At 63.0% G+C, this 19,609-nt stretch carries 16 protein-coding genes; 4 read left to right on the plus strand and 12 right to left on the minus strand.

Annotated features, from left to right (window positions below):
• Nucleotides 1-232: 232 nt before the first annotated feature.
• The 6 genes from clpX to AC2TC0_RS03675 form a co-directional block, all read right to left on the minus strand.
• Nucleotides 233-1,501 (minus strand): ATP-dependent Clp protease ATP-binding subunit ClpX, encoded by a 1,269-nt coding sequence (gene clpX / locus AC2TC0_RS03650; RefSeq protein ID WP_484716119.1) that lies wholly within the window; start codon nucleotides 1,499-1,501, stop codon nucleotides 233-235.
• 181 nt (nucleotides 1,502-1,682) lie between these two features.
• Nucleotides 1,683-2,315, minus strand: a complete 633-nt coding sequence (gene clpP / locus AC2TC0_RS03655) for an ATP-dependent Clp endopeptidase proteolytic subunit ClpP (RefSeq protein WP_484716120.1) — start codon at nucleotides 2,313-2,315, stop codon at nucleotides 1,683-1,685.
• A 95-nt stretch (nucleotides 2,316-2,410) separates the two neighbouring features.
• A complete protein-coding gene (fdxA, locus tag AC2TC0_RS03660; RefSeq protein ID WP_484716121.1) occupies nucleotides 2,411-2,749 on the minus strand; it encodes a ferredoxin FdxA in 339 nt (112 codons plus the stop codon).
• Nucleotides 2,746-3,120 carry an RNA-binding S4 domain-containing protein gene (locus AC2TC0_RS03665; RefSeq protein ID WP_484716122.1) on the minus strand — a complete coding sequence of 125 codons (375 nt, stop codon included), beginning with the start codon at nucleotides 3,118-3,120 and terminating at the stop codon, nucleotides 2,746-2,748. Before AC2TC0_RS03665 ends, fdxA begins: the two co-directional genes overlap by 4 nt.
• A complete protein-coding gene (locus AC2TC0_RS03670; RefSeq protein WP_484716123.1) occupies nucleotides 3,117-5,822 on the minus strand; it encodes a helicase-related protein in 2,706 nt (901 codons plus the stop codon). The genes AC2TC0_RS03665 and AC2TC0_RS03670 overlap by 4 nt, the downstream gene beginning before the upstream one ends.
• Nucleotides 5,823-6,633: 811 nt before the next feature.
• Nucleotides 6,634-7,389, minus strand: coding sequence for a hypothetical protein (locus tag AC2TC0_RS03675; RefSeq protein ID WP_484716124.1), 756 nt, complete (start codon nucleotides 7,387-7,389; stop codon nucleotides 6,634-6,636).
• Between the two features lie 753 nt (nucleotides 7,390-8,142).
• Between AC2TC0_RS03675 and AC2TC0_RS03680 the strand changes: the two genes are divergently transcribed.
• From AC2TC0_RS03680 to AC2TC0_RS03695, 4 genes are read left to right on the plus strand one after another with little or no spacing between them, the layout of a single operon-like run.
• Nucleotides 8,143-9,711, plus strand: a complete 1,569-nt coding sequence (locus AC2TC0_RS03680; RefSeq protein WP_484716125.1) for a peptidoglycan DD-metalloendopeptidase family protein — start codon at nucleotides 8,143-8,145, stop codon at nucleotides 9,709-9,711.
• 53 nt (nucleotides 9,712-9,764) lie between these two features.
• A complete protein-coding gene (gene hemB / locus AC2TC0_RS03685) occupies nucleotides 9,765-10,763 on the plus strand; it encodes a porphobilinogen synthase (protein ID WP_484716126.1) in 999 nt (332 codons plus the stop codon).
• Nucleotides 10,764-10,766: 3 nt separating this feature from the next.
• Nucleotides 10,767-13,016, plus strand: coding sequence for a spermidine synthase (locus AC2TC0_RS03690; protein ID WP_484716127.1), 2,250 nt, complete (start codon nucleotides 10,767-10,769; stop codon nucleotides 13,014-13,016).
• A 2-nt stretch (nucleotides 13,017-13,018) separates the two neighbouring features.
• The gene (locus AC2TC0_RS03695) at nucleotides 13,019-13,594 is read left to right on the plus strand and encodes a gamma carbonic anhydrase family protein (RefSeq protein ID WP_484716128.1); all 576 of its coding nucleotides are present in this window, start codon (nucleotides 13,019-13,021) and stop codon (nucleotides 13,592-13,594) included.
• Here the strand turns inward: AC2TC0_RS03695 and AC2TC0_RS03700 are convergent.
• From AC2TC0_RS03700 to AC2TC0_RS03725, 6 genes are read right to left on the minus strand one after another with little or no spacing between them, the layout of a single operon-like run.
• On the minus strand, nucleotides 13,581-14,144 hold the full coding sequence (locus AC2TC0_RS03700) for a urate hydroxylase PuuD (RefSeq protein WP_484716129.1): 564 nt from the start codon (nucleotides 14,142-14,144) through the stop codon (nucleotides 13,581-13,583). The genes AC2TC0_RS03695 and AC2TC0_RS03700 overlap by 14 nt on opposite strands.
• A 59-nt stretch (nucleotides 14,145-14,203) precedes the next feature.
• Complete coding sequence (locus AC2TC0_RS03705; protein WP_484716130.1) at nucleotides 14,204-14,842, minus strand: inner membrane-spanning protein YciB; 639 nt, start codon at nucleotides 14,840-14,842, stop codon at nucleotides 14,204-14,206.
• Entirely contained in the window at nucleotides 14,839-15,762 is a 924-nt protein-coding gene (ftsY, locus tag AC2TC0_RS03710) for a signal recognition particle-docking protein FtsY (protein ID WP_484716131.1), read from the minus strand. Before ftsY ends, AC2TC0_RS03705 begins: the two co-directional genes overlap by 4 nt.
• The gene (locus tag AC2TC0_RS03715) at nucleotides 15,759-16,997 is read right to left on the minus strand and encodes a MiaB/RimO family radical SAM methylthiotransferase (RefSeq protein ID WP_484716132.1); all 1,239 of its coding nucleotides are present in this window, start codon (nucleotides 16,995-16,997) and stop codon (nucleotides 15,759-15,761) included. Before AC2TC0_RS03715 ends, ftsY begins: the two co-directional genes overlap by 4 nt.
• The gene (dapF, locus tag AC2TC0_RS03720) at nucleotides 16,994-17,800 is read right to left on the minus strand and encodes a diaminopimelate epimerase (protein ID WP_484716133.1); all 807 of its coding nucleotides are present in this window, start codon (nucleotides 17,798-17,800) and stop codon (nucleotides 16,994-16,996) included. Before dapF ends, AC2TC0_RS03715 begins: the two co-directional genes overlap by 4 nt.
• Nucleotides 17,801-17,845: 45 nt before the next feature.
• Entirely contained in the window at nucleotides 17,846-19,495 is a 1,650-nt protein-coding gene (locus tag AC2TC0_RS03725; protein ID WP_484716134.1) for a putative bifunctional diguanylate cyclase/phosphodiesterase, read from the minus strand.
• Nucleotides 19,496-19,609: the final 114 nt, after the last annotated feature.

Genomic DNA, 19,609 nt, shown 5'->3' on the forward strand with positions numbered 1-19,609 from the left:
CGGAATTGGGAGAGCGCGCACGACGGGTCACAGGCCCATAAGCGGCGCTCTATGGCATGATTGTGACAGTGCAAGGGGGGAGTTGTAACAAACCGTGCCCGCTGAAAATTAGCGAACTAGAATCAGCCGGTTAACATAGCTGCGGCGTCAATGTGCCGCGCAAGTTTTTTTGCACTGTTGCTGCGACGCAACATAATTGCGCGCTCCCGCCGAATCAGCAGACCGCAAACCGTCAGGCGGCGTCGCCGGCCTCCGCCTTTTTGTCGGCATAGACGCGCACCGGTGCCTTGCGTCCGTCGACGACATCCTTGTCGACTACCACTTCGACCACATCGGCAAGGTCGGGCAGTTCGAACATGGTATCGAGCAGGATCCCCTCGACAATCGAGCGCAGCCCGCGCGCGCCGGTTTTGCGTTCGATCGCACGCTTGGCGATGGCAACCAGCGCATCGTCGGTCAGCGTCAGCTGGACATCTTCCAAATCGAACAGCTTCTTATACTGCTTCGCCAGCGCATTCTTGGGCTCGGACAAAATCTTGACCAGCGCGTCAATGTCGAGATCCTCGAGCGTCGCGATGACCGGCAGTCGGCCGACAAATTCCGGAATCAGGCCGAATTTGAGCAAATCCTCTGGCTCGATTGATCGCAGCATCGCGCCGGTCTTGCGCTCGTCGGGGGCAGCAACATGCGCCCCAAAGCCGATCGATTTGCGCTGCAAACGGTCGCCGATAATCTTGTCGAGCCCGGCAAAGGCGCCGCCGGCGATGAACAGGATATTGGTGGTATCGACCTGAAGGAATTCCTGCTGCGGATGTTTGCGCCCGCCCTGCGGCGGCACGCTCGCCGTGGTGCCTTCCATCAGCTTGAGCAGCGCCTGTTGCACGCCCTCACCCGACACATCGCGGGTGATCGAGGGGTTTTCGGCTTTGCGCGAAATTTTGTCGATTTCGTCGATATAGACGATGCCGCGCTGCGCCTTCTCGACATTATAGTCTGACGCTTGGAGCAGTTTCAGGATGATATTTTCAACATCTTCGCCCACATACCCCGCCTCGGTCAGCGTGGTCGCGTCGGCCATGGTAAACGGCACGTCGAGGAAGCGCGCGAGAGTTTGCGCGAGCAGCGTCTTGCCACTGCCGGTCGGGCCGACGAGCAGGATGTTGGATTTGGCCAATTCCACATCATCGCCGCGCCCCGAATTGGCGAGCCGCTTGTAATGATTGTGCACCGCCACGGACAGCACGCGCTTGGCGACATTCTGGCCGATGACATAGGCGTCGAGATGCTGGCAGATTTCCAGCGGTGTCGGCACGCCGCCATCCTTACGCGCGGCGACCCCGCCCTTGATTTCCTCGCGGATGATATCGTTGCACAGCTCGACGCATTCATCGCAGATGAACACCGTTGGCCCGGCAATCAACTTGCGGACCTCGTGCTGCGACTTGCCGCAGAAAGAGCAATACAAGGTGCTCTTGGAATCCGAGCCGGACAACTTCGTCATTATCTTCCCTTGTGGGGCGAACCCATGGTCGTTCGCCCGCAAAATGCTATCGTAGAGGCTGGCGACCCAAATACAATATGGCAATTGGGTGACGCGGCCACCTGCCCCTTTAGGGCACAAGCGGCAAAATCGGCGTCAAGAAACGCGGTTACCAAAGGCCTGCTGGCGGCGGACCCGATGGCTATTCGCCTTTGCTCTCTGCGCCTTCGCCGTCGGTCGGACGGCTGCCAAAAACATGGTCGACCAAGCCGAATTCCTTGGCTTCCTCGGCCTCGAGGAAATTGTCGCGGTCCATCGCCTTTTCAATTTCTTCGAGCGATTTGCCGGTATACTTCACATAAAGATCATTCATTCGCGCGCGGATACGCAAAATTTCACGCGCCTGAATTTCGATGTCCGACGCCTGGCCGCGCGCGCCGCCCGATGGCTGGTGGATCATGATACGCGCATTGGGCAGCGCAACGCGCATCCCCGGCTCACCCGCCGCGAGCAGGAAACTGCCCATCGAACAGGCCTGACCGATGCAGAAGGTGCCGACGCGCGGCCGGATATATTGCATGGTGTCATGGATCGCCATACCCGCCGTGACGACCCCGCCCGGCGAATTGATGTACATGAAGATATCTTTCTTGGGATTCTCCGATTCCAAGAACAGCAATTGCGCGACGATCAGCGAAGCCATCTGATCCTCCACCTCGCCGGTCACGAACACGATCCGTTCGCGCAGCAGGCGCGAGAAAATGTCAAAGCTGCGCTCGCCACGGCTCGTCTGTTCGACGACAACGGGCACCAGTGCGCTCAGCGGATCGATCATGGATAAACCTTCATACTAGTCAACGGCAGATCAGAACGAACGCCGCACCCCAACAATTCACGCAGATGGCGACGCCGCCCGCCGCCTTCAAGGGGTCAGTCGCCGCTGCCGGGCTCGGGCGAGAAATGCGCGTCGAATTTGCCCTCGACGCCCTTGAAATCATCGGCGTCGGCGGGGCTGTCCTTCTTGGAGGTGATGTTCGGCCATTCGGCGCTGAACTTGCTGTTGAGCTCCAGCCATTTTTCCAGACCGCTTTCGGTGTCGGGCAAAATCGCCTCGGCGGGGCACTCGGGTTCGCACACGCCGCAATCGATGCATTCATTGGGGTTGATGACGAGCATATTCTCGCCCTCATAGAAACAATCGACCGGGCAAACCTCGACGCAGTCCATATATTTGCATTTGATGCACGCGTCGGTGACGACATAAGTCATGGCTCTTCAGCTCCGCTTGGCGGGTGCCCCCATGGCTCGCCCGCCCTTCCCGCTGGCCGTCCTAAGGCGGCAGCCGCGCCGCCGTCAATGACTTCACCATGTTGCGAATCACTTTCAATGCGGTCGCGATAGCATTCGGTTGCCTCAGCGGCGGGGCCACGCCGCGCCGGAACCGTGGTGATTTCGATGACGCGCACGCCCCCGCGCAGCGGCAGGGTCAGCACATCGCCTGCCTTTACCGGCTGCGCTGGCTTGCTCACGCGCTGGCCACCGAGGCGGACATGCCCTGTCTCGACCAGTTTCTGCGCGGCACTGCGCGACGGCGCGAGGCGCAAGAACCATAGCAGCCGGTCGATACGCAGGCTGGTCACGGCTTGCGCGCGGCTGCCATTAGTTCGGCAAGTCCCGCGAAGGGGCTGTTGACGCCCCGCTGCGGTGGACGCGGTGAGGGCGCAGCTTTGGCGGTTGGCGTATGCCGCTGTGCTGGCTTGGCCTCGCGCTGGTTGGCGTGCCGCGCCGGTGCTGCTGTGGCTGGCACGCGCTGTGGGCGGGCTTCGCGAACCTTGGCGCGGCGCACCTTGCCGGTCCAGCGCCAGCGATCGGCGGCTGGATCACCTGCGGTGCGAAAGCCCAGCGCGCTGAGCAATTGTCGCCGCGCGGTGTCGTTGAGTCCGAGCGAAGTGGCGAGCGCAGGGTCGATGGCAAAGCCGGGCAGCGGTTCCGGCTCGGCGCCAACTTCTGCTGTGTCCGCATCAACCGGGGCCGGGAGTGCGCTCACCGGCGCTTCGGCCTGAAGCCGGGCCGCGTGCGCCTGGCGTGCCAGGCGCTCGACCATATCGGCGCGCAGCCAGCCATCGCCCACGGCGCGAAAGCCGGCAATGCGCAGTCCATGAGGATCACCGCTGGCCACCTGCACCGCACCGGCCGGGGGGAGCGCGGGCAGCATTTGCCCGCGCCACGCCGCGAGCAGCGCCGCGCGCCAGCGCACCGCTTCAGGCTTGAGCAATTGCGGGTGATAGAGATCGAGCGAACCAATCAGCAGCCCATAGGTCCGCAGCGTCTTGCGATCGTCGGGGGTCAGCGCGCCAAGCGCGGTATCGACCAGATGGCGCGACGCCTGCCCGCCGCCGTCGGTCAATGCCGCGAGCAGCGCGCGCACCGCGGGCGGGGTGAACAGGTCGCCGCTGGCGTCGGCCATGGCAATCAGCGGCGCGGCCTGTTTGGCAAGGCTGGCCGCGACAAAGGCCGCCAGCCGCTCGCGCACCGCCTGCCCCAGCGCGGGGTCCAGGCGTTTCAATGCGGGCTCAAGCTGGACCAGCGGGCGGGTGAGCGAAGGGCCACGTGCCAGCCGCGCGACGCGCTGCCCCTGCCATGCCAGCATCGGCGCTTCGCCGCGCGCGCCGACCAGCGCCAGCGCGCCATCCTCGCACGCCGCCAGCGCCTGCATCCGCCGCGCCAGTTCGGCGTGCAAATGGCGCTCGGCGGCGGCGAGCAGCAGCTTGTGATCGCCCGCACGCGCCGCCGGATCGACGCGAAACTGGAACCCTTCCAGCGTGCCAATGGGCTCGCCATCGACCGCGACGGCGCCTTCGGGGCCGATGGCGACGGGCAGCTCGCCGCCGCGCCGTCCGGCATCGCGCAGCAGCAGCGCCAGCCGCCGATCGACAAAGCGCTGCGCCAGCGCGGCGTGCAGCGCGTCGGATAATTTGGCCTCCTGCTCGGCAGTGGCGGCCGCCCAGCCTGGCGCATCGGCGATCCAGTCGCCGCGCTGCGCGATGAAGCACAGCGTGCGCACGGCGGCAATCCGCGCGGCGAGCGCACCGATATCGCCATCGGTGCTGCTGTGCCGCGCAAGCCGAGCGGCGAACCAGTCGCGGTCGATCTGGCCGTCACCCTGCATCCGCCATTGCCACAATTTCAGGACGGTGCGGCTGTGATGCTCGGCGCCCAATTGTTCGAAATCGGGCAGGCCGCAGACATCCCACAGTCGGCGCATCGCATCCGCGTTGCGGGCTGACGCGCTAACATCGGCATCGCCCGCCAGATGCTTGAGCACCGCAAGATCGACCGCCTGCGGTGCGGCGCGCAACATTGGCTGGTCGGGCAAAACTTCCAGGCTCGCGACCAGATCATTGAGGCTGGTGAAATCGGGGTCATGGTTGCGCCAATAAAGGCTGGGCAGCGGCGCGAAGCGGTGCGCCTCTAGCCCCTCCACTTCCTCCGGCGTAAAACCACCCTGCGGCTGGCCGATGGTGCCGAAGCTGCCGTCCTGCTGGTGCCGCCCGGCGCGCCCGGCGATCTGCGCCATTTCACTGAGGTGCAGGCGGCGGTGGCGGCGGCCGTCGAACTTGGACAGGCTGGCAAAGGCGACGTGCGTGACATTCAGGTTCAGCCCCATGCCGATGGCGTCGGTGGCGACCAGATAATCGACCTCGCCGGCTTCGAACATCGCGACCTGCGCGTTGCGGGTGCGCGGGCTGAGCGCGCCCATCACCACCGCCGCGCCGCCCGCAAAACGCCGCAGCATTTCGGCGATGGCGTAAACCTCCTCGGCCGAAAAGGCGACGATGGCCGAGCGTTTGGGCAGGCGCGACAGCTTGGAATGGCCCGCGAAGCTGAGCGTCGAAAAACGCGGCCGCGCGGTGATTTCGGCCTCGGGCACCAGCGCACGCACGACCTCGGTCGCGCTCGCCGAACCGAGCAGCAATGTTTCTTCACGCCCGCGCGCGCGCAGCATCCGATCAGTGAACATATGCCCGCGTTCGGGATCGGCGCCCATCTGCACCTCGTCGACCGCAACGAACGCCACATCGCGCTCCACCGGCAGCGCCTCGATGGTGCCGAGCAGATAGCGCGCATCGGGCGGCAGGATTCGCTCTTCGCCGGTGACCAGCGCGACCTGTTTTTCGCCCTTCAGCTTGACGACGCGGTCATAAACTTCGCGCGCGAGCAGGCGCAGCGGAAAGCCCATCATCCCGCTGCTGTGCGCACACAGCCGCTCGACGGCGAGATGGGTCTTGCCGGTGTTGGTCGGGCCCAGAACGGCGCGAACGGGGGAAGAGCGGGTGGCCATGGCCTTGCCCATTAGCTGGCATGGCGGCGGCACGCGCGCAAGGGGGGTTCGCGGTGGGTGGGGGTGGGGTCAAACGCGCTTAAAGATACAAAGGATACGGCCACCCATCCCCCTATATGTATCCTTTGTTGCTTTAAGCGGGGCGGTGGGGGATCGCGGCGGCGCAGGGCGGACCATGCGAAAGAGCCGTTGGCACCGGCATGACACAGGCCGGGGGGTGTAGGAAAGCGGGGTTACGCGAAGGCCCGGAGCCGCGGTGAAAGTGCGAAGGGCGCGGGTTCATTATCCAGGGGGCATGCCCCCCTCGCGCACCCGTGCCTCAGACGCGTACGGAATTTGGGGGTTATCACCCTTGTCAGCGCAATTCCGCCGCAATCGACACCCCCACGGCAAGCCAACATGTTACTGCCAAGCACATTCAACGATCTCGCTCGCGAGATTTGTCTCGCAACAAAAAGTAAATGGAGCCCATCAGGAATGGAAAAGTAAATATGATATGAAATGCATTAAATGCTATATTTCCATAAACCATATAGCGCGCCGTCAAAAAAAGGGCGGCGATAACTGCAATTATAGATAGTTTACGCAGCATAGAAATCCTAGCAAATAACTCCATCGTAAAACGCAAGAATTACAATAGCAATTTAATTAACCGCTAAATTTTCATCGTTGTCGTAAACTGCTCCACATCTTCAGGACTCCTGTGAGTTCAGGGGTTAAGTAAAGTGTCACCGTAACCCTGTGCGCCATAATTGGGGATTTGGTGAGGCCTTGCCTCAATCTACAGCCCAGATTAGGCACGGCGTACCTATCACTGTAAATCTTCCTTCTCGCACAACTCAATTTTTTTCGTGATGTGAATGGACTCATTCTCCTCACCAAAAACAAACGATAAATTTACGCGCTTAGGAATGCTTTTTCTTGCAGAAACAAAAAATGCCTTTTTTGAGCTGGGCCAGAATCCATCGACAGATTTTCCAATCCACTTTTCATAAAGTGATCGCGAAGGCACATAAAATGCGTACTTAAAGGCGACGCCTGCGAAATCCTGATCACCCGTATTTTCAACTATACATATCGGTTCTAACTTCCAAATACCATTTATTAAAAAATTAGCATCTACACCTAAATCAGAGTAAAAAGAATTTTCTATACTAACTAACTTTTCATATTTTTGTGAATAACGTTCAAATCCGCTGACTTTTAATAAATAACCCAACGTTAAAGGGCTATTGTGCATTGCTAAAATGGCATCTCTCTCAATATAAATTGATCTGGCTGCCGGAAGTATCATCTGAGAGCAGGCAGATAAACAATATCTAACTACGTCAACGTCGATATTTCTTTCTTTAACGAGGCGAGCTATCTTCGATGCGGCTACTATATCTCCCCCTTCACTTGTTATTGATATTCTATCGAATTTGTCGATACCCGAGATAAATCTAATCAATAAATCATTATCAATTCTGCCAATTATTCTAAAGGTTGCACCTTTAGATGCCGCCGAGCTGCAGCTCGATAACATCACACAGGCGGCAATGGTGCTAAAAATAAGGTGGCGTTTCATAGTATGGAATGTCCATTAAAATATGATACAATTTTAAAAGCAAACAGTTCTGTTTAAAGAAAAAGAATTCTCAGATTACAATCGGCTCCTTGCTTAATCCTGTTCAGTAAATGATTCTGCATCGAATTCGCTCTTGAAATGGGGCGATGCATCTAATCCATGCGGATATATATACATCTTATGATGTTCGCTCGAGGAATACGGTGACACGTTAATTAATTCCCAAATTTTCGTCGTTGTCGTAAACTGCTCCATACCTTCGGGACTCCAATGATTTCAGGGGTTAATTAACGTGTCACCGTAATCTCCGTAATCGCATAGCCATTTCGTATCAGGGAATTGTCCGAAATTACAGGAGATCACTATTTCAGAATTATAAATTGTCTTTTTCAACATCAAAGGCGATGCGTCGCTTTTTCGGCAGGGCGCTTTGTCTAATATGGAAATGCCGAAATTGCGGCGCCACTTTAAATTACGGTCACAATTTACGTTATTCCCAAACTCGGGCGATACGCGAGACAGGAACACGGCAAAGCGTATTCCCGTGGCACGGTCGAACAACCGCACCCCCGCCACGCCCTGCCGCACCCTTGCCCCGCCCCGAATCCGTTAAATTGACTTTAACCGTCAAACTTTACACTAAAGCCGCAGTTTGGAGGGTCGTTGCCGCTGGCTGCACCGCGATGACGCGGGCGGCGCGGTTGATTGGGCAGGGGTTGCCATTTGTTTCAGCGGCATGAGCCACTCGCGGGGATGACGTCGGGCACGGCGGCGCTGACCATGGCTGACGCTATGGCCTTTGCGCCGGTGGCGCAGGCGCCTGCGCGCCATGGGCGCGGCGGCGGACGTTTGGCCGAGCTGCGCGACTGGATCGATAGCGTCGATCTGGTCCCAGACCTAGGCAGCGATATCGGCTCGCGCGATTGGTGGCGCGGACTGGGCACGCTCGTGCTGCTGTGCGGCGCGGCGCTTTCGACCTATCCCGGCATGCCGCCGATTGTTGGTGCGAGCCCCCCGGCGGCAAGCTCGCGCGACTTTGACGAGGCACGCGCACTGACCATCACCCCGCTGGCCTTTGGCAGCGACACCGGGCGGCGCATGGCGGCGACCGATGCGGTGCGCCCGCTGGCGCAGACGCCCGAACGCCCGCAGATCGAACTGACCGCCACCATGGGGCGCGGCGACAGCTTTGCCCGCGTGCTCGAGCGTGCTGGGGTGGGCAGCGCCGATGCGCGCGCGCTGACAAGCCAGTTGAACGCAGCGGGCGCGCTTGGCCAGCTTGCCCCCGGCACACGCATTGACCTGGTGCTCGGCCGCCGCGCCGCGCGCACCATGCCGCGCCCGGTCGACGCGCTGGCCATGCGCGCGCGCTTTGATTTGCGGGTAGAGATGGAGCGCATCGACGGGCGGCTGGTGCTGCGACGGATTCCGATTGCTGTCGACGCGACACCGCTGCGCATTCGCGGGCGGGTGGGCGACAGCCTGTATCGCTCCGCGCGCGCGGCGGGGGCGCCTGCGAGCGCGGTTCAATCCTATCTGCGCGTTATCAACCAGCAGATTGCGGTCGGCAGCGAGGTGCTTGCCGATGACGAATATGACATCATCGTCGCCCACCGCCGCGCCGAAACGGGCGAAAGCGAGGTGGGTAAGCTGCTTTATGCGGGCCTCGTGCGCGGCGGACGGCAAAAGGTCGCGATGATCGAATGGACGACGGGCGGTCGGACAAGCTGGTTCGAGGCGTCGGGCGTGGGCCAGACGCGCGGCGGCATGGCGCGGCCGACGGCGGGGCGCGTGACCTCTACTTTCGGCATGCGGCGTCACCCGATCCTCGGCTATCTGCGTATGCACAGCGGGATTGATTTTGGCGGCGGTTATGGCGCGCCCATTTATGCCGTGACCGACGGCACGGTGACCTATGCCGGACGCAACGGCGGCTATGGCAATTATGTGCGGATCAATCATGGCGGCGGGCTGGGGTCGGGCTATGGCCATATGAGCCGCATTGCCGTGAGCGGCGGTCAGCGCGTGTCGCGCGGCCAGCTGATCGGCTATATCGGCTCGACCGGCCTGTCGACCGGGCCGCACCTGCATTACGAACTGTATCGCAACGGCCGCGCCGTCAATCCGGCGTCGGTGACGTTCGTCACGCGCGCGCAGCTGGAGGGCAAGGAACTCGCCGCCTTCCGCGCGCGTATCCGCGAGCTGACGGCGGTGAAGCCGGGCGCGGCGCTGGCGCCGGTGGCAGCAGCGCCGGTGCTGCCGCAACCGCTGCTCGGCTCGCTCGCCGATACGGCGGCCAAGCGCGCGGGTGGCGGCCTTTGAACCCGTTTGAGCGCGCGCCTTGCGCTCCTGCCGATAAACCGTATCAAGCGGGCATGAGCGATGGAGCCTATCCCGCGACGCGCCTGCGCCGCACCCGCAAAACCCCATGGAGCCGCGCGCTGGTCGCCGAAAATGCGCTGACCACCGCCGACCTGATCTGGCCCTTGTTCGTCACCGATGGCCAGGGTGTCGAAGAGCCGATTGCGACGCTGCCCGGCGTGTCGCGCTGGTCGGTGGACCGGATCGTCGAACGCGTAGGCGAGGCGATTGCGCTGGGCATCCCCTGCGTCGCCTTGTTCCCCAACACGCCCGCCGAAAAGCGCAGCGCCGATGGTTCGGAAGCGCTGAATCCCGATAACCTCATGTGCCGCGCGATTCGCGCGATCAAGGCGGCGCATGGCGATGCCATTGGCGTGCTGACCGATGTCGCGCTCGACCCCTATACCAGCCACGGGCAGGACGGGCTGGTCGATGCGGCGGGCGCGGTGGTCAATGATGCAACGGTCGCGATGCTGGTGGGGCAGGCGGTCAACCAGGCGCGTGCCGGGGCCGACATTATTGCGCCGAGCGACATGATGGACGGGCGCATCGGCGCCATCCGCACGGCGCTGGAGGCCGCGGAGTTCCATGACGTCCAGATCATGAGCTATGCCGCCAAATATGCGAGTGCCTTCTATGGGCCGTTCCGCGATGCGGTGGGCTCGCGCGGGCTGCTGAAGGGCGACAAGCGCGGTTACCAGATGGACCCAGCCAATTCGGACGAGGCGCTGCGCGAGGTGGCGCTGGACATCGCCGAGGGCGCGGACAGCGTGATGGTGAAGCCGGGACTGCCCTATTTGGACATTGTGCGGGGCGTCGCCGAAGGGTTCAAAGTGCCCGTATTCGTCTATCAGGTATCGGGCGAATATGCGATGATCGAGGCCGCGGCTGCGGCAGGCGCGGGCGACCGTGACGCGCTGATATTGGAAACGCTGCTGGCGTTCAAACGCGCGGGAGCATCGGGCATTTTGACCTATTATGCGCGCGATGCCGCGCGGCTGCTCAGTGGATAATTGATGACAGAAACGGCCACGACCAGCGCCAGCCGCTGGCTTTTCACCCTGACCATCTTTGTTGGCAGTTTCCTGCTGTTCATGGTGCAACCGATGGTGGCGCGCATGGCGTTGCCGCAACTCGGCGGCGCCCCCGCGGTGTGGAACAGCGCGATGCTGGTGTATCAGGCGTTGCTGCTGGGCGGCTATGCCTATGCGCATTGGCTCGGGCGTTTTGCGGTGCGGCGGCAGGCAATTGTGCATATTGCGTTGCTGGCGGTTGCCGCATTGTGGCTGCCCGTGGGCCTTGCCAATATAGCACCGCCCGCGGCGGGGCAGGAGGCGCTGTGGGTGCCGCTGTTCCTCGCCGCATCGATTGGCCCGGTGTTCTTTGCGGTGGCGGCTCAGGCCCCGTTGATGCAGCGCTGGTTCGCCGCCGATGGGAATGCGGCGGACCCCTATGCGCTCTATGCCGCGTCGAATTTGGGCAGCTTTTCAGGGCTGCTGAGCTATCCGTTGCTGGTCGAACCGTTGATGCCGCTCGCCACGCAAAGCTGGGGCTGGGCGGTCGGTTATGGTTTGCTGGCGCTGCTCGTGCTGCTGGTCGCCCGCGCGCGCTGGTCGGCGGGCGGCGCGGTGCATGCAGCGCCCACCAGCCCGCGCCCCAGCGCAGGACGTATGGTCCACTGGCTGCTGCTCGCCGCCGTGCCGTCGGGGCTGATGCTGTCGACCACGACGCACCTGACCACCGACATTTTCGCGATGCCGCTGCTGTGGGTGATCCCGCTGGGGCTCTATCTGCTCAGCTTTGTCTTTGCCTTCGGCAACTGGCCGCGCACGGCAGACACCATCCGCATGATCGCGCCCGCCTTTCTGCTGATTGCGGGCGGGCTGTCGATGCTCAGCCATTCGAACGGCTCGCTGCTGGTGGCGGGAGCCAGCCTCGTCATGCTGTTCGTGGTGTCGACGGCGCTGCACAACCATCTGTATGAACTGCGCCCCGAAACCGATCGGCTGACGCTTTTCTATCTGGTGATGTCGGCGGGCGGCGCGCTCGGCGGGTTGTTCGCGGCGCTGTTTGCGCCGTTGCTGTTCGACTGGGTGTACGAACATCCGATTTTGGTGGTGGCGGCCGCGCTGCTGCTGCCGCTGCCTGCGCTGCTGCCCTGGGCCGAACGCTTCAAGCTGCACCCGACCACGGCGCGGCTGGCGGTGGCGGGGCTGGTCGCGCTCGCGGCGGTGGTGGCCATGCCCTATGCCAATCGCTGGGACGCCGGCAATATGCAGCTTGCCGCCATCGGGCTGGCGGTGCTAATCGGGTTGCTGGTCATTCCCTGGCGCTGGGCTTTCGCGACCAGCCTGGCGCTGGTGATGTTTACGGTTGGCGGTGCGACCACGATCGCGAAAAGTATCGAGGGCAACCGCACGCGCAGCTATTTTGGCGTGTATACGGTGCGCGACGATGACCAGCTGAAGCGCCGCATGCTGGCGCATGGCACGACGTTGCACGGACTGATGCTGACCGCCAAGGGGCGCGAGCTGACCCCGACGACCTATTATACCGGACAGTCGGGCGTCGGCATCGCGCTGCGCGCGGCGCCAACACTGTTCGGCAGCGGGGCCAGCATCGGTATCGTCGGCCTCGGCACCGGCACGCTCGCCTGTTATCGCCAGCCGGGGCAGGCGTGGGATTTCTATGAAATCGATCAGGCGATGGTCGATATTGCCAAGGACAGCGGCCAGTTCCTGTTTGTCCCCAAATGCACGCCCGACGCGCGGATGCTGGTGGGCGATGCGCGCATCGAACTCGCGAAACAGCCCGCCGGGCGCTATGATTTGCTGGCCATTGACGCCTTTTCGTCTGACGCCATCCCGCTGCATCTGCTGACCAGTGAAGCGTTCGGCATATACAACCGGGCGCTGAAACCCGGTGGGATTTTGCTGGTGCATATCTCCAACCGCTTCTTCAATCTGGAACCGGTGCTGGCGGACGAAGCGCGGCGGCGCGGCTGGGCAACGGCGGTGCGGCTCGATACCCCGACCAAGAAGGCCGAGGCCGATGGCGCAACCGGGTCCACCTGGGTGGCCTTTTCCAGCGATCCATCGCGGTTGGCGGCGCTCACCGGGCCGCTGGTGGAACGCGACAAGGCGGACCTGCCCAACGTCTGGACCGCAACCGAGGCCAAGCCGGGCTTTCGCGGCTGGACCGATGATTATGCCTCAATCCTGCCCATCGTCGAATGGGGCGGGATGTTCCCGGGACTGGGGGACTGAGGATGACACACCGTCCCGATGTCTCGATCATCCCCCTGCACGGCAAGACGCCGCGGATCGATGCGAGCGCGTTCATCGCGCCCGGGTGCCGCATCATCGGCGATGTCGAAATCGGACCGCAAGCGAGCGTGTGGTATAACTGCGTCATCCGCGCCGATGTGAATGTCATCAAGATCGGCGCGCGGTCGAATATTCAGGACGGCACGGTCATCCATTGCGACGGCCCGGGACCGGGCCGTCCGCCCGAGGGCTATCCGACGCTGATCGGCGAAGATGTGCTGATCGGTCATATGGCGATGATCCATGGCTGCATCCTGCACGACCGCGCTTTCGTCGGGCTAGGCGCGATCGTGATGGACGGCTGCGTGATCGGCAGCGAAGCGATGCTGGGCGCGGGCGCGCTATTGCCGCAGCACAAGCAAATCGGCGCGCGCGAGCTGTGGACCGGACGCCCGGCGCGGCTGGTGCGCGAAATTGACGATATGATGGCCGCCGGCATGGCCATGGGCGTCGCGCATTATGTGCACAACGCCGCTGACCATGCCGCGGCGGTGGCCGAAAGGCTTACCCCCCGTTGAACGCGATCATCGCATAAAGCATCGGGATCGACAGCAGCGTGTTGGTGCGCGAGAAAATCATCGCGCGCGTGGCGGCGGCGGCTTTGGTGGCATCATCGGCCTCGACCATGCCCAGCGCTTTTTGCTGCGCCGGCCAGATCACGAACCACACGTTGAACGCCATGATCAGGCCCAGCCACATGCCGACGCCGATCAGCCGGTAAGTTGGATCTAGCGTCAGCGCGGGAACCAGATATCCGGCACGCGCCGCGATGATCACCCCCATCAGCACCGTCAGCGCCGCGCCCCAGCGGAAAAAGAACAGCGCCTTGGGTGCAATATATTTGGACACGCCGGGTTTCAATTCGGCGGGCACGGTCGGCATCGTCGGGATTTGCACAAAGTTGAAATAATAGAGGAGGCCGATCCAGAGGATGCCGAAGAAGGTATGGAGCCAGCGGATTGCTTGTTGTTCCAGATCGCCAGCGGGGGCGATCCCCACCATCAGCAGAATCGCGGCGACAAAACCCACCCCGAGCACCGCGTGCAGATTTCCGAAAAACTTCGCCATATATTGCTCCCCTGTTTGTGATTGAATGTGTCGCGCTATGCGCGCGTCCCCGGCGATGCTCAAGATTTTTGCGCGTCGTCCGCATTTTCGGGCATTGCCAGCCCATGGCGCATCATCAGCGGCAGTTGCGACATGGCGAACAGGAAGGTGACCGTGGTGACGCCCCACACCTTGACCGTCAGCCACAGGTCGAAATCCATCGCCGCGCGCATCACCTCGTTCGCCAGCGCCAGGCCTGCGAAGAACAGTCCCCAGTTGCGCGACAATTTCATCCAGCCGGCTTCATCAAGGCCGTCATAAGCCGCCTCGAGCAGAAATTTGAGCATCGCTTTGCCGCGCCACCAGCCGCCGAGCAGGATGGCGGCGAAGCCCGCGTAAATGATCGTCGGCTTGATCTGGATGAATTTGGGGTCGTTGAGGTAAATGGTCAGCGCGCCAAAGCCCAGCACCAGCACCGCCGACATCCACAGCATCGGCGACACGCGACCCAGCTTCCATTTGGAAACCACCAGCGCGATCGTGATCGCCACCATAAAGGCCAGGGTGCCGCGAATGGCGGCGGCAGTGGCGGCAAAGGCGCCATCGCCGTCCTGCGTCAATTTGAACACCGCAAAAAAGACCAGAAGCGGCCCGAAATCGATCAGAAAGGGGAGGAAGCCGCCTTTCTTGGGAGCAGCGGCAGCGGTTTCTTCGGTCATCTCAAATTTCCAGCAATGGCATTGGCAAGCTCGGCGGGCTTGAACGGGCGCAGATCGTCCATCTTTTCGCCGATGCCGATGGCGTGGATGGGCAGGCCGTGGCGCTCGGCAGCGGCGACCAGTACCCCGCCGCGCGCGGTGCCGTCGAGTTTGGTCATGACCAGCCCGGTGACGCCGGCGACCTCGCGGAACACGTCGATCTGTGACAGCGCATTTTGCCCCGTCGTTGCGTCGAGCACCAGCACCACATCGTGCGGCGCAGCAGGGTTGATGCGCCCCAGCACGCGGCGGATCTTGGCGAGCTCATCCATCAGTTCGCGCTTGTTTTGCAGACGGCCCGCGGTGTCGACGATCAACACGTCGATGCCCTCGGCGGTCGCGCGCTTGACCGCGTCGAAGACAATGCCCGCCGCATCGCCGCCCTCGGGACCCGCAACGATGGGCACCCCCAGCCGCTCGGCCCAGACCTTGAGCTGGCCGATGGCGGCGGCGCGGAAGGTGTCGCCCGCGACCAGCATGACGCCATAATCCTGTTCCTGGAACAGATGCGCGAGCTTGGCGATGGTGGTGGTTTTGCCCGACCCGTTGACGCCGATGACGAGGATGACCTGCGGACGCGGGAAGGCATCAATCTCCAGCGGCTCTGCGACGGGAGCCAGCACGGCGGTGATTTCCTCCGCCAGTATCGCGCGCAGCGCGGCGTCATCGAACGGCTTGTCGAAACGTCCGGCGGCGAGCCGCTCGCGGATGCGCGCGGCCATGGCCGGGCCGAGGTCAGCGGTGATCAGCGCCTCTTCGATGCGATCGAGATCGTCGTCATCCAGCGACGCCTTGCCGGTCAGCCCGGCGAGATTCTCGCCAAGTCGTTCCGACGTGCGCTTGAGGCCGCCGAACAGCCGCTCGGTCCAGCTGCTGCTCATGCCGCGGCCATTTCGAGCGCGCGGGCATTGCCCGATTTGTCGGTCATCGTCACCGGCAAGATTTCCCCTGGGCGTGCCGCAGCATCAAGCGTTAGCCGCACAAAATTCTCGGCATGGCCGCTGTGTCCGTCATTCTCGACCAGCATCATCTGGCGCGTTCCGATCATTTCCAATTTCAATGTCTCAAGCTGTTCGGTGCATGCTGCCCGCAGCCTTGCCGCGCGCTCCCGCGCGACCGCCGGATCGACCTGCGGCATGCGTGCGGCGGGCGTGCCCTGACGCGGGCTGAAGGGAAAGATATGGCCAAAGGCAATCGCGCAATCACCAACCAGCGCCAGCGTGTTGGCAGCCATGGCGTTGTCCTCTGTGGGAAAGCCGGCGATGAGGTCGGCACCGATGGCAATTTCGCTGCGCGCGGCCTTCAACCGCTCGACCAGCCGCACTGCATCGGCGCGGGCGTGGCGACGTTTCATGCGTTTGAGGATCATATCGTCACCCGCTTGGAGCGACAGATGCACATGCGGCATCATCCGCGTCTCACCGGTCAGCAATTCGAACAGCAGCGGATCGATCTCGATGGAATCGAGTGAAGACAGCCGCAGCCGGGGCAGCGCGGGAACGGCCACCAAGATGCGCGCAACCAGCGCGCCCAGGGTCGGCGTGCCGGGCAGGTCGTGGCCATAGCTGGTCAGGTCCACGCCGGTCAGCACCACCTCGCGCTGGCCACGCGCCACGACCTGCTCGATTGCGGCAATGACGTCAGCAACTGGCGCCGACCGGCTGTTCCCCCGGCCAAAGGGAATGATGCAAAAGGTGCAGCGGTGGTCGCAGCCGGTCTGGATCGCAACGAAGGCGCGCGCATGGCCCGCCCCGCTGACCACCGGGGCAAAGGCGTCGCGCCGGTCCATCAGCGGCGTGCTGACCAGCGCGCCCGGGCGCGCCCAGGCGGCGGGGTGCGCTTTGTCGCTGTTGGCGACGACGCCTGCGACTTCGGGCATGGCGGCAAAGGCGGCGCGCGATGTTTCAGCGGCGCAGCCCGTGACATAGACGGGGCGTTCCGGGTGCGCGCGGGCGGCGCGGCGCACGGCCTGGCGCGCCTCGCGTTCGGCGGCGTGGGTGACGGCGCAGCTGTTGATGATGGTCGCGGCGCCGATGCCCGTCGCGGCGTGCCGCACGCCTTCGCCCTCGGCGATATTTAGGCGGCAGCCGAAGTTGATGACGTCAGGGCCGCTCATCCGAAGCGGTTCCAGTCGGTTTCGCCCTCGAATACCGGCGTTGCCGGCCCCGCCATGCGGATCGGCCCGCCCGCCGACCAGCCGATGGTGAGCCGCCCGCCGGGCAGGTCAACCGCAACCGGGCTGGTCACCCGCCCGCTGCGGATGGCGGCAACGGCGGTGGCGCAGGCGCCCGTCCCGCAGGCCTGGGTCAAACCAACGCCGCGTTCCCAGACGCGCAGTTTCAGCGCCGCAGGGCCGGTCACGCTCGCAACATTGACGTTGACCCGTTCGGGAAAGAGCGGGTCGGTTTCGATCTGGGGCCCAAGCTCGCCGAGCGCAACGGTGTCGGCGTCGTCAACAAAGAAGACGACGTGCGGATTGCCGACATTGACCGCCACCGGGCGTTCCAGCGTGCCCCAGCCGACCGGCATGTCGGCGGTATCCATTGGCATGGCGAGCGGGATATGTTCCCAGTCGAACAAGGGTTCGGCCAGTTCAACCTCAGCCAGGCCGTCGTTGGCGCTGACATGGAGCAACCCGCCCAGCGTTTCGATGGTCGCCGGGCCATCGAGCAGCGTAGCAACGCAGCGCGTGGCGTTGCCGCACGCCTCGACCTCGCCGCCGTCGGCGTTGAAGATGCGCATCTTCACGTCGGCGGCTTCAGAAGGTTCGAGCAGGATAACCTGGTCACAGCCGATGCCATGGCGGCGGTCGGCAATGGCATGCGCGCGCGCCGGGGTCATGGACACCGCTTGCTGGCGCGCATCGACAATGACGAAGTCATTGCCCAGCCCGTGCATTTTGAGGAAATGGTCCGCCATTGACGGCGGCATTTAGGGGGTGGGCGGGTGCAAGTCCAGCGCGCGTCAGGCCGAGCGGCGCGCTCGTTCGGGCTTGGCCGCGTCGTCGTCGTCGCTGACCGGCGCGGCGCGCGCGGGCAGCAAGCCGCGCGCCGCGAGCATCCGGCGCGTGTCCGATGCCGACGCAGGTTTGCCATAATGCCACCCTTGCGCCTTGGAACAGCCGAGTTTGGCGAGCTCGCGAGCGATGGCTTCATCCTCCACGCCCTCGGCAGTGATCGGCATGCCCAGGCTTTCGCCCAACCGCACGATGGCTTGCACAATGGCGGCGGCGTCTTCGCTTTCCTTCATCGCGGTCACAAAGCTGCGATCGACCTTGATGCGGTCGAAAGGAAGTGCGCGCAGATGCGACAGCGAGGAGTATCCGGTGCCGAAATCGTCCAGGCTGAGCGACACGCCCTGATTTTTCAGGCTGGTAACGATGGATCGCACCAATGCCATATTTTCGAACAACGAGGTTTCGGTGATTTCGACCTCAAGCCGGTTCGACGGAAAGCCGGTTTCGACCAGCAGCTTCATCAACTTTTGCGAAAACCAGGGGTCTTTGAGCTGTTGCGGCGAGATATTGATGGCCAGCGTCAGCGAGGGATCCCAATGCTTGGCAATTTCCAGCGCCCGGCGGGTGACGTCGGTCGACAGTTCGGCAATCAGCCCCGAGGCCTCGGCGATGGGAATGAAGCGGTCGGGCATGACCAGGCCAAGCTGCGGCGAATGCCAGCGCATCAGCATCTCAAAGCCTTTGAGCGCGCCCGTCGCAATGTCGACCTGCGGTTCGAAATAGGGAACAAATTCGCCGCGCGGCAGGCCGTCGCGGATGCCATTTTCGATTTGGTTGCGGTCCTGAACGGCAAGTTCCATGCCGGGTTCGAACCAGCTGAAGCGATTCCGGCCCAGTCCCTTGCTGTGGTACATCGCAATGTCGGCGCGGCGGATCAGCGTTTCGATGCTGCTGTCATGGTCATCGGCGCGGGAGATGCCGATCGATGCGCCGACGCGCACGGCGCGTCCCTGCGAGGTGATCGGCGCTTCCATCGCGGCGATCAGCTGGCCGGCCAGCCGCTCGACCATGTCATTGTCGGTTTCGTGGCACATCAGCGCGACAAATTCGTCGCCGCCCAGCCGCGCAATTTTGACCGAAGCGGGAAGCGTGCCAGCCAACCGCCGCGCCGATTCCTGCAGCACCAGATCGCCGACGGCATGGCCGTAAACATCGTTCACATTCTTGAACCGGTCGAGATCGACCAGAAACAGAGTGACTTCGCGCCCCGCGGGCAGCGCTTTGGCCGCGACTTCGGCGCCAGCTTCCATGAAGGCGCGGCGGTTAAGGTAACCCGTCAGCGGATCGACGTCGGCCAGATGGCGGGCGCGCTCCTCGGCGGCGCTGCGTTCCTGCACCTCGACCAGCAGGTCGCGGTAACGCCGCCAGCCGAACAGCATCAGCGCAATGTTGAGGATGAGCGCGGCGGCTAGCACCCGGTCGGGGCCGCCGCCGATCCCGGCGACCGATTCCACCACCTGGGTGAGCACCGAGCTGCCCGTGCCGACAAACAAAATGGCCGCGGCGACGATGATGCCGCCGGTAATCACGTCGCGGCGCGCTTTTATCGCAACGGGCGCTTCCTGTTCGCTGTAAAGTTGGTCGGCATAGCCCGTCATGGCGATAAATGAGCCCCCGCTGGTCCTGCGACCGGAGATGCCCGTCAGATATGAGGATTTGGTAAATTTCGCCTTTGTTCTGCCATCCCGACCCCAGCTTGCTTTTGCGGGCCG

The organism is Sphingopyxis sp. sgz302558 (assembly GCF_057220455.1).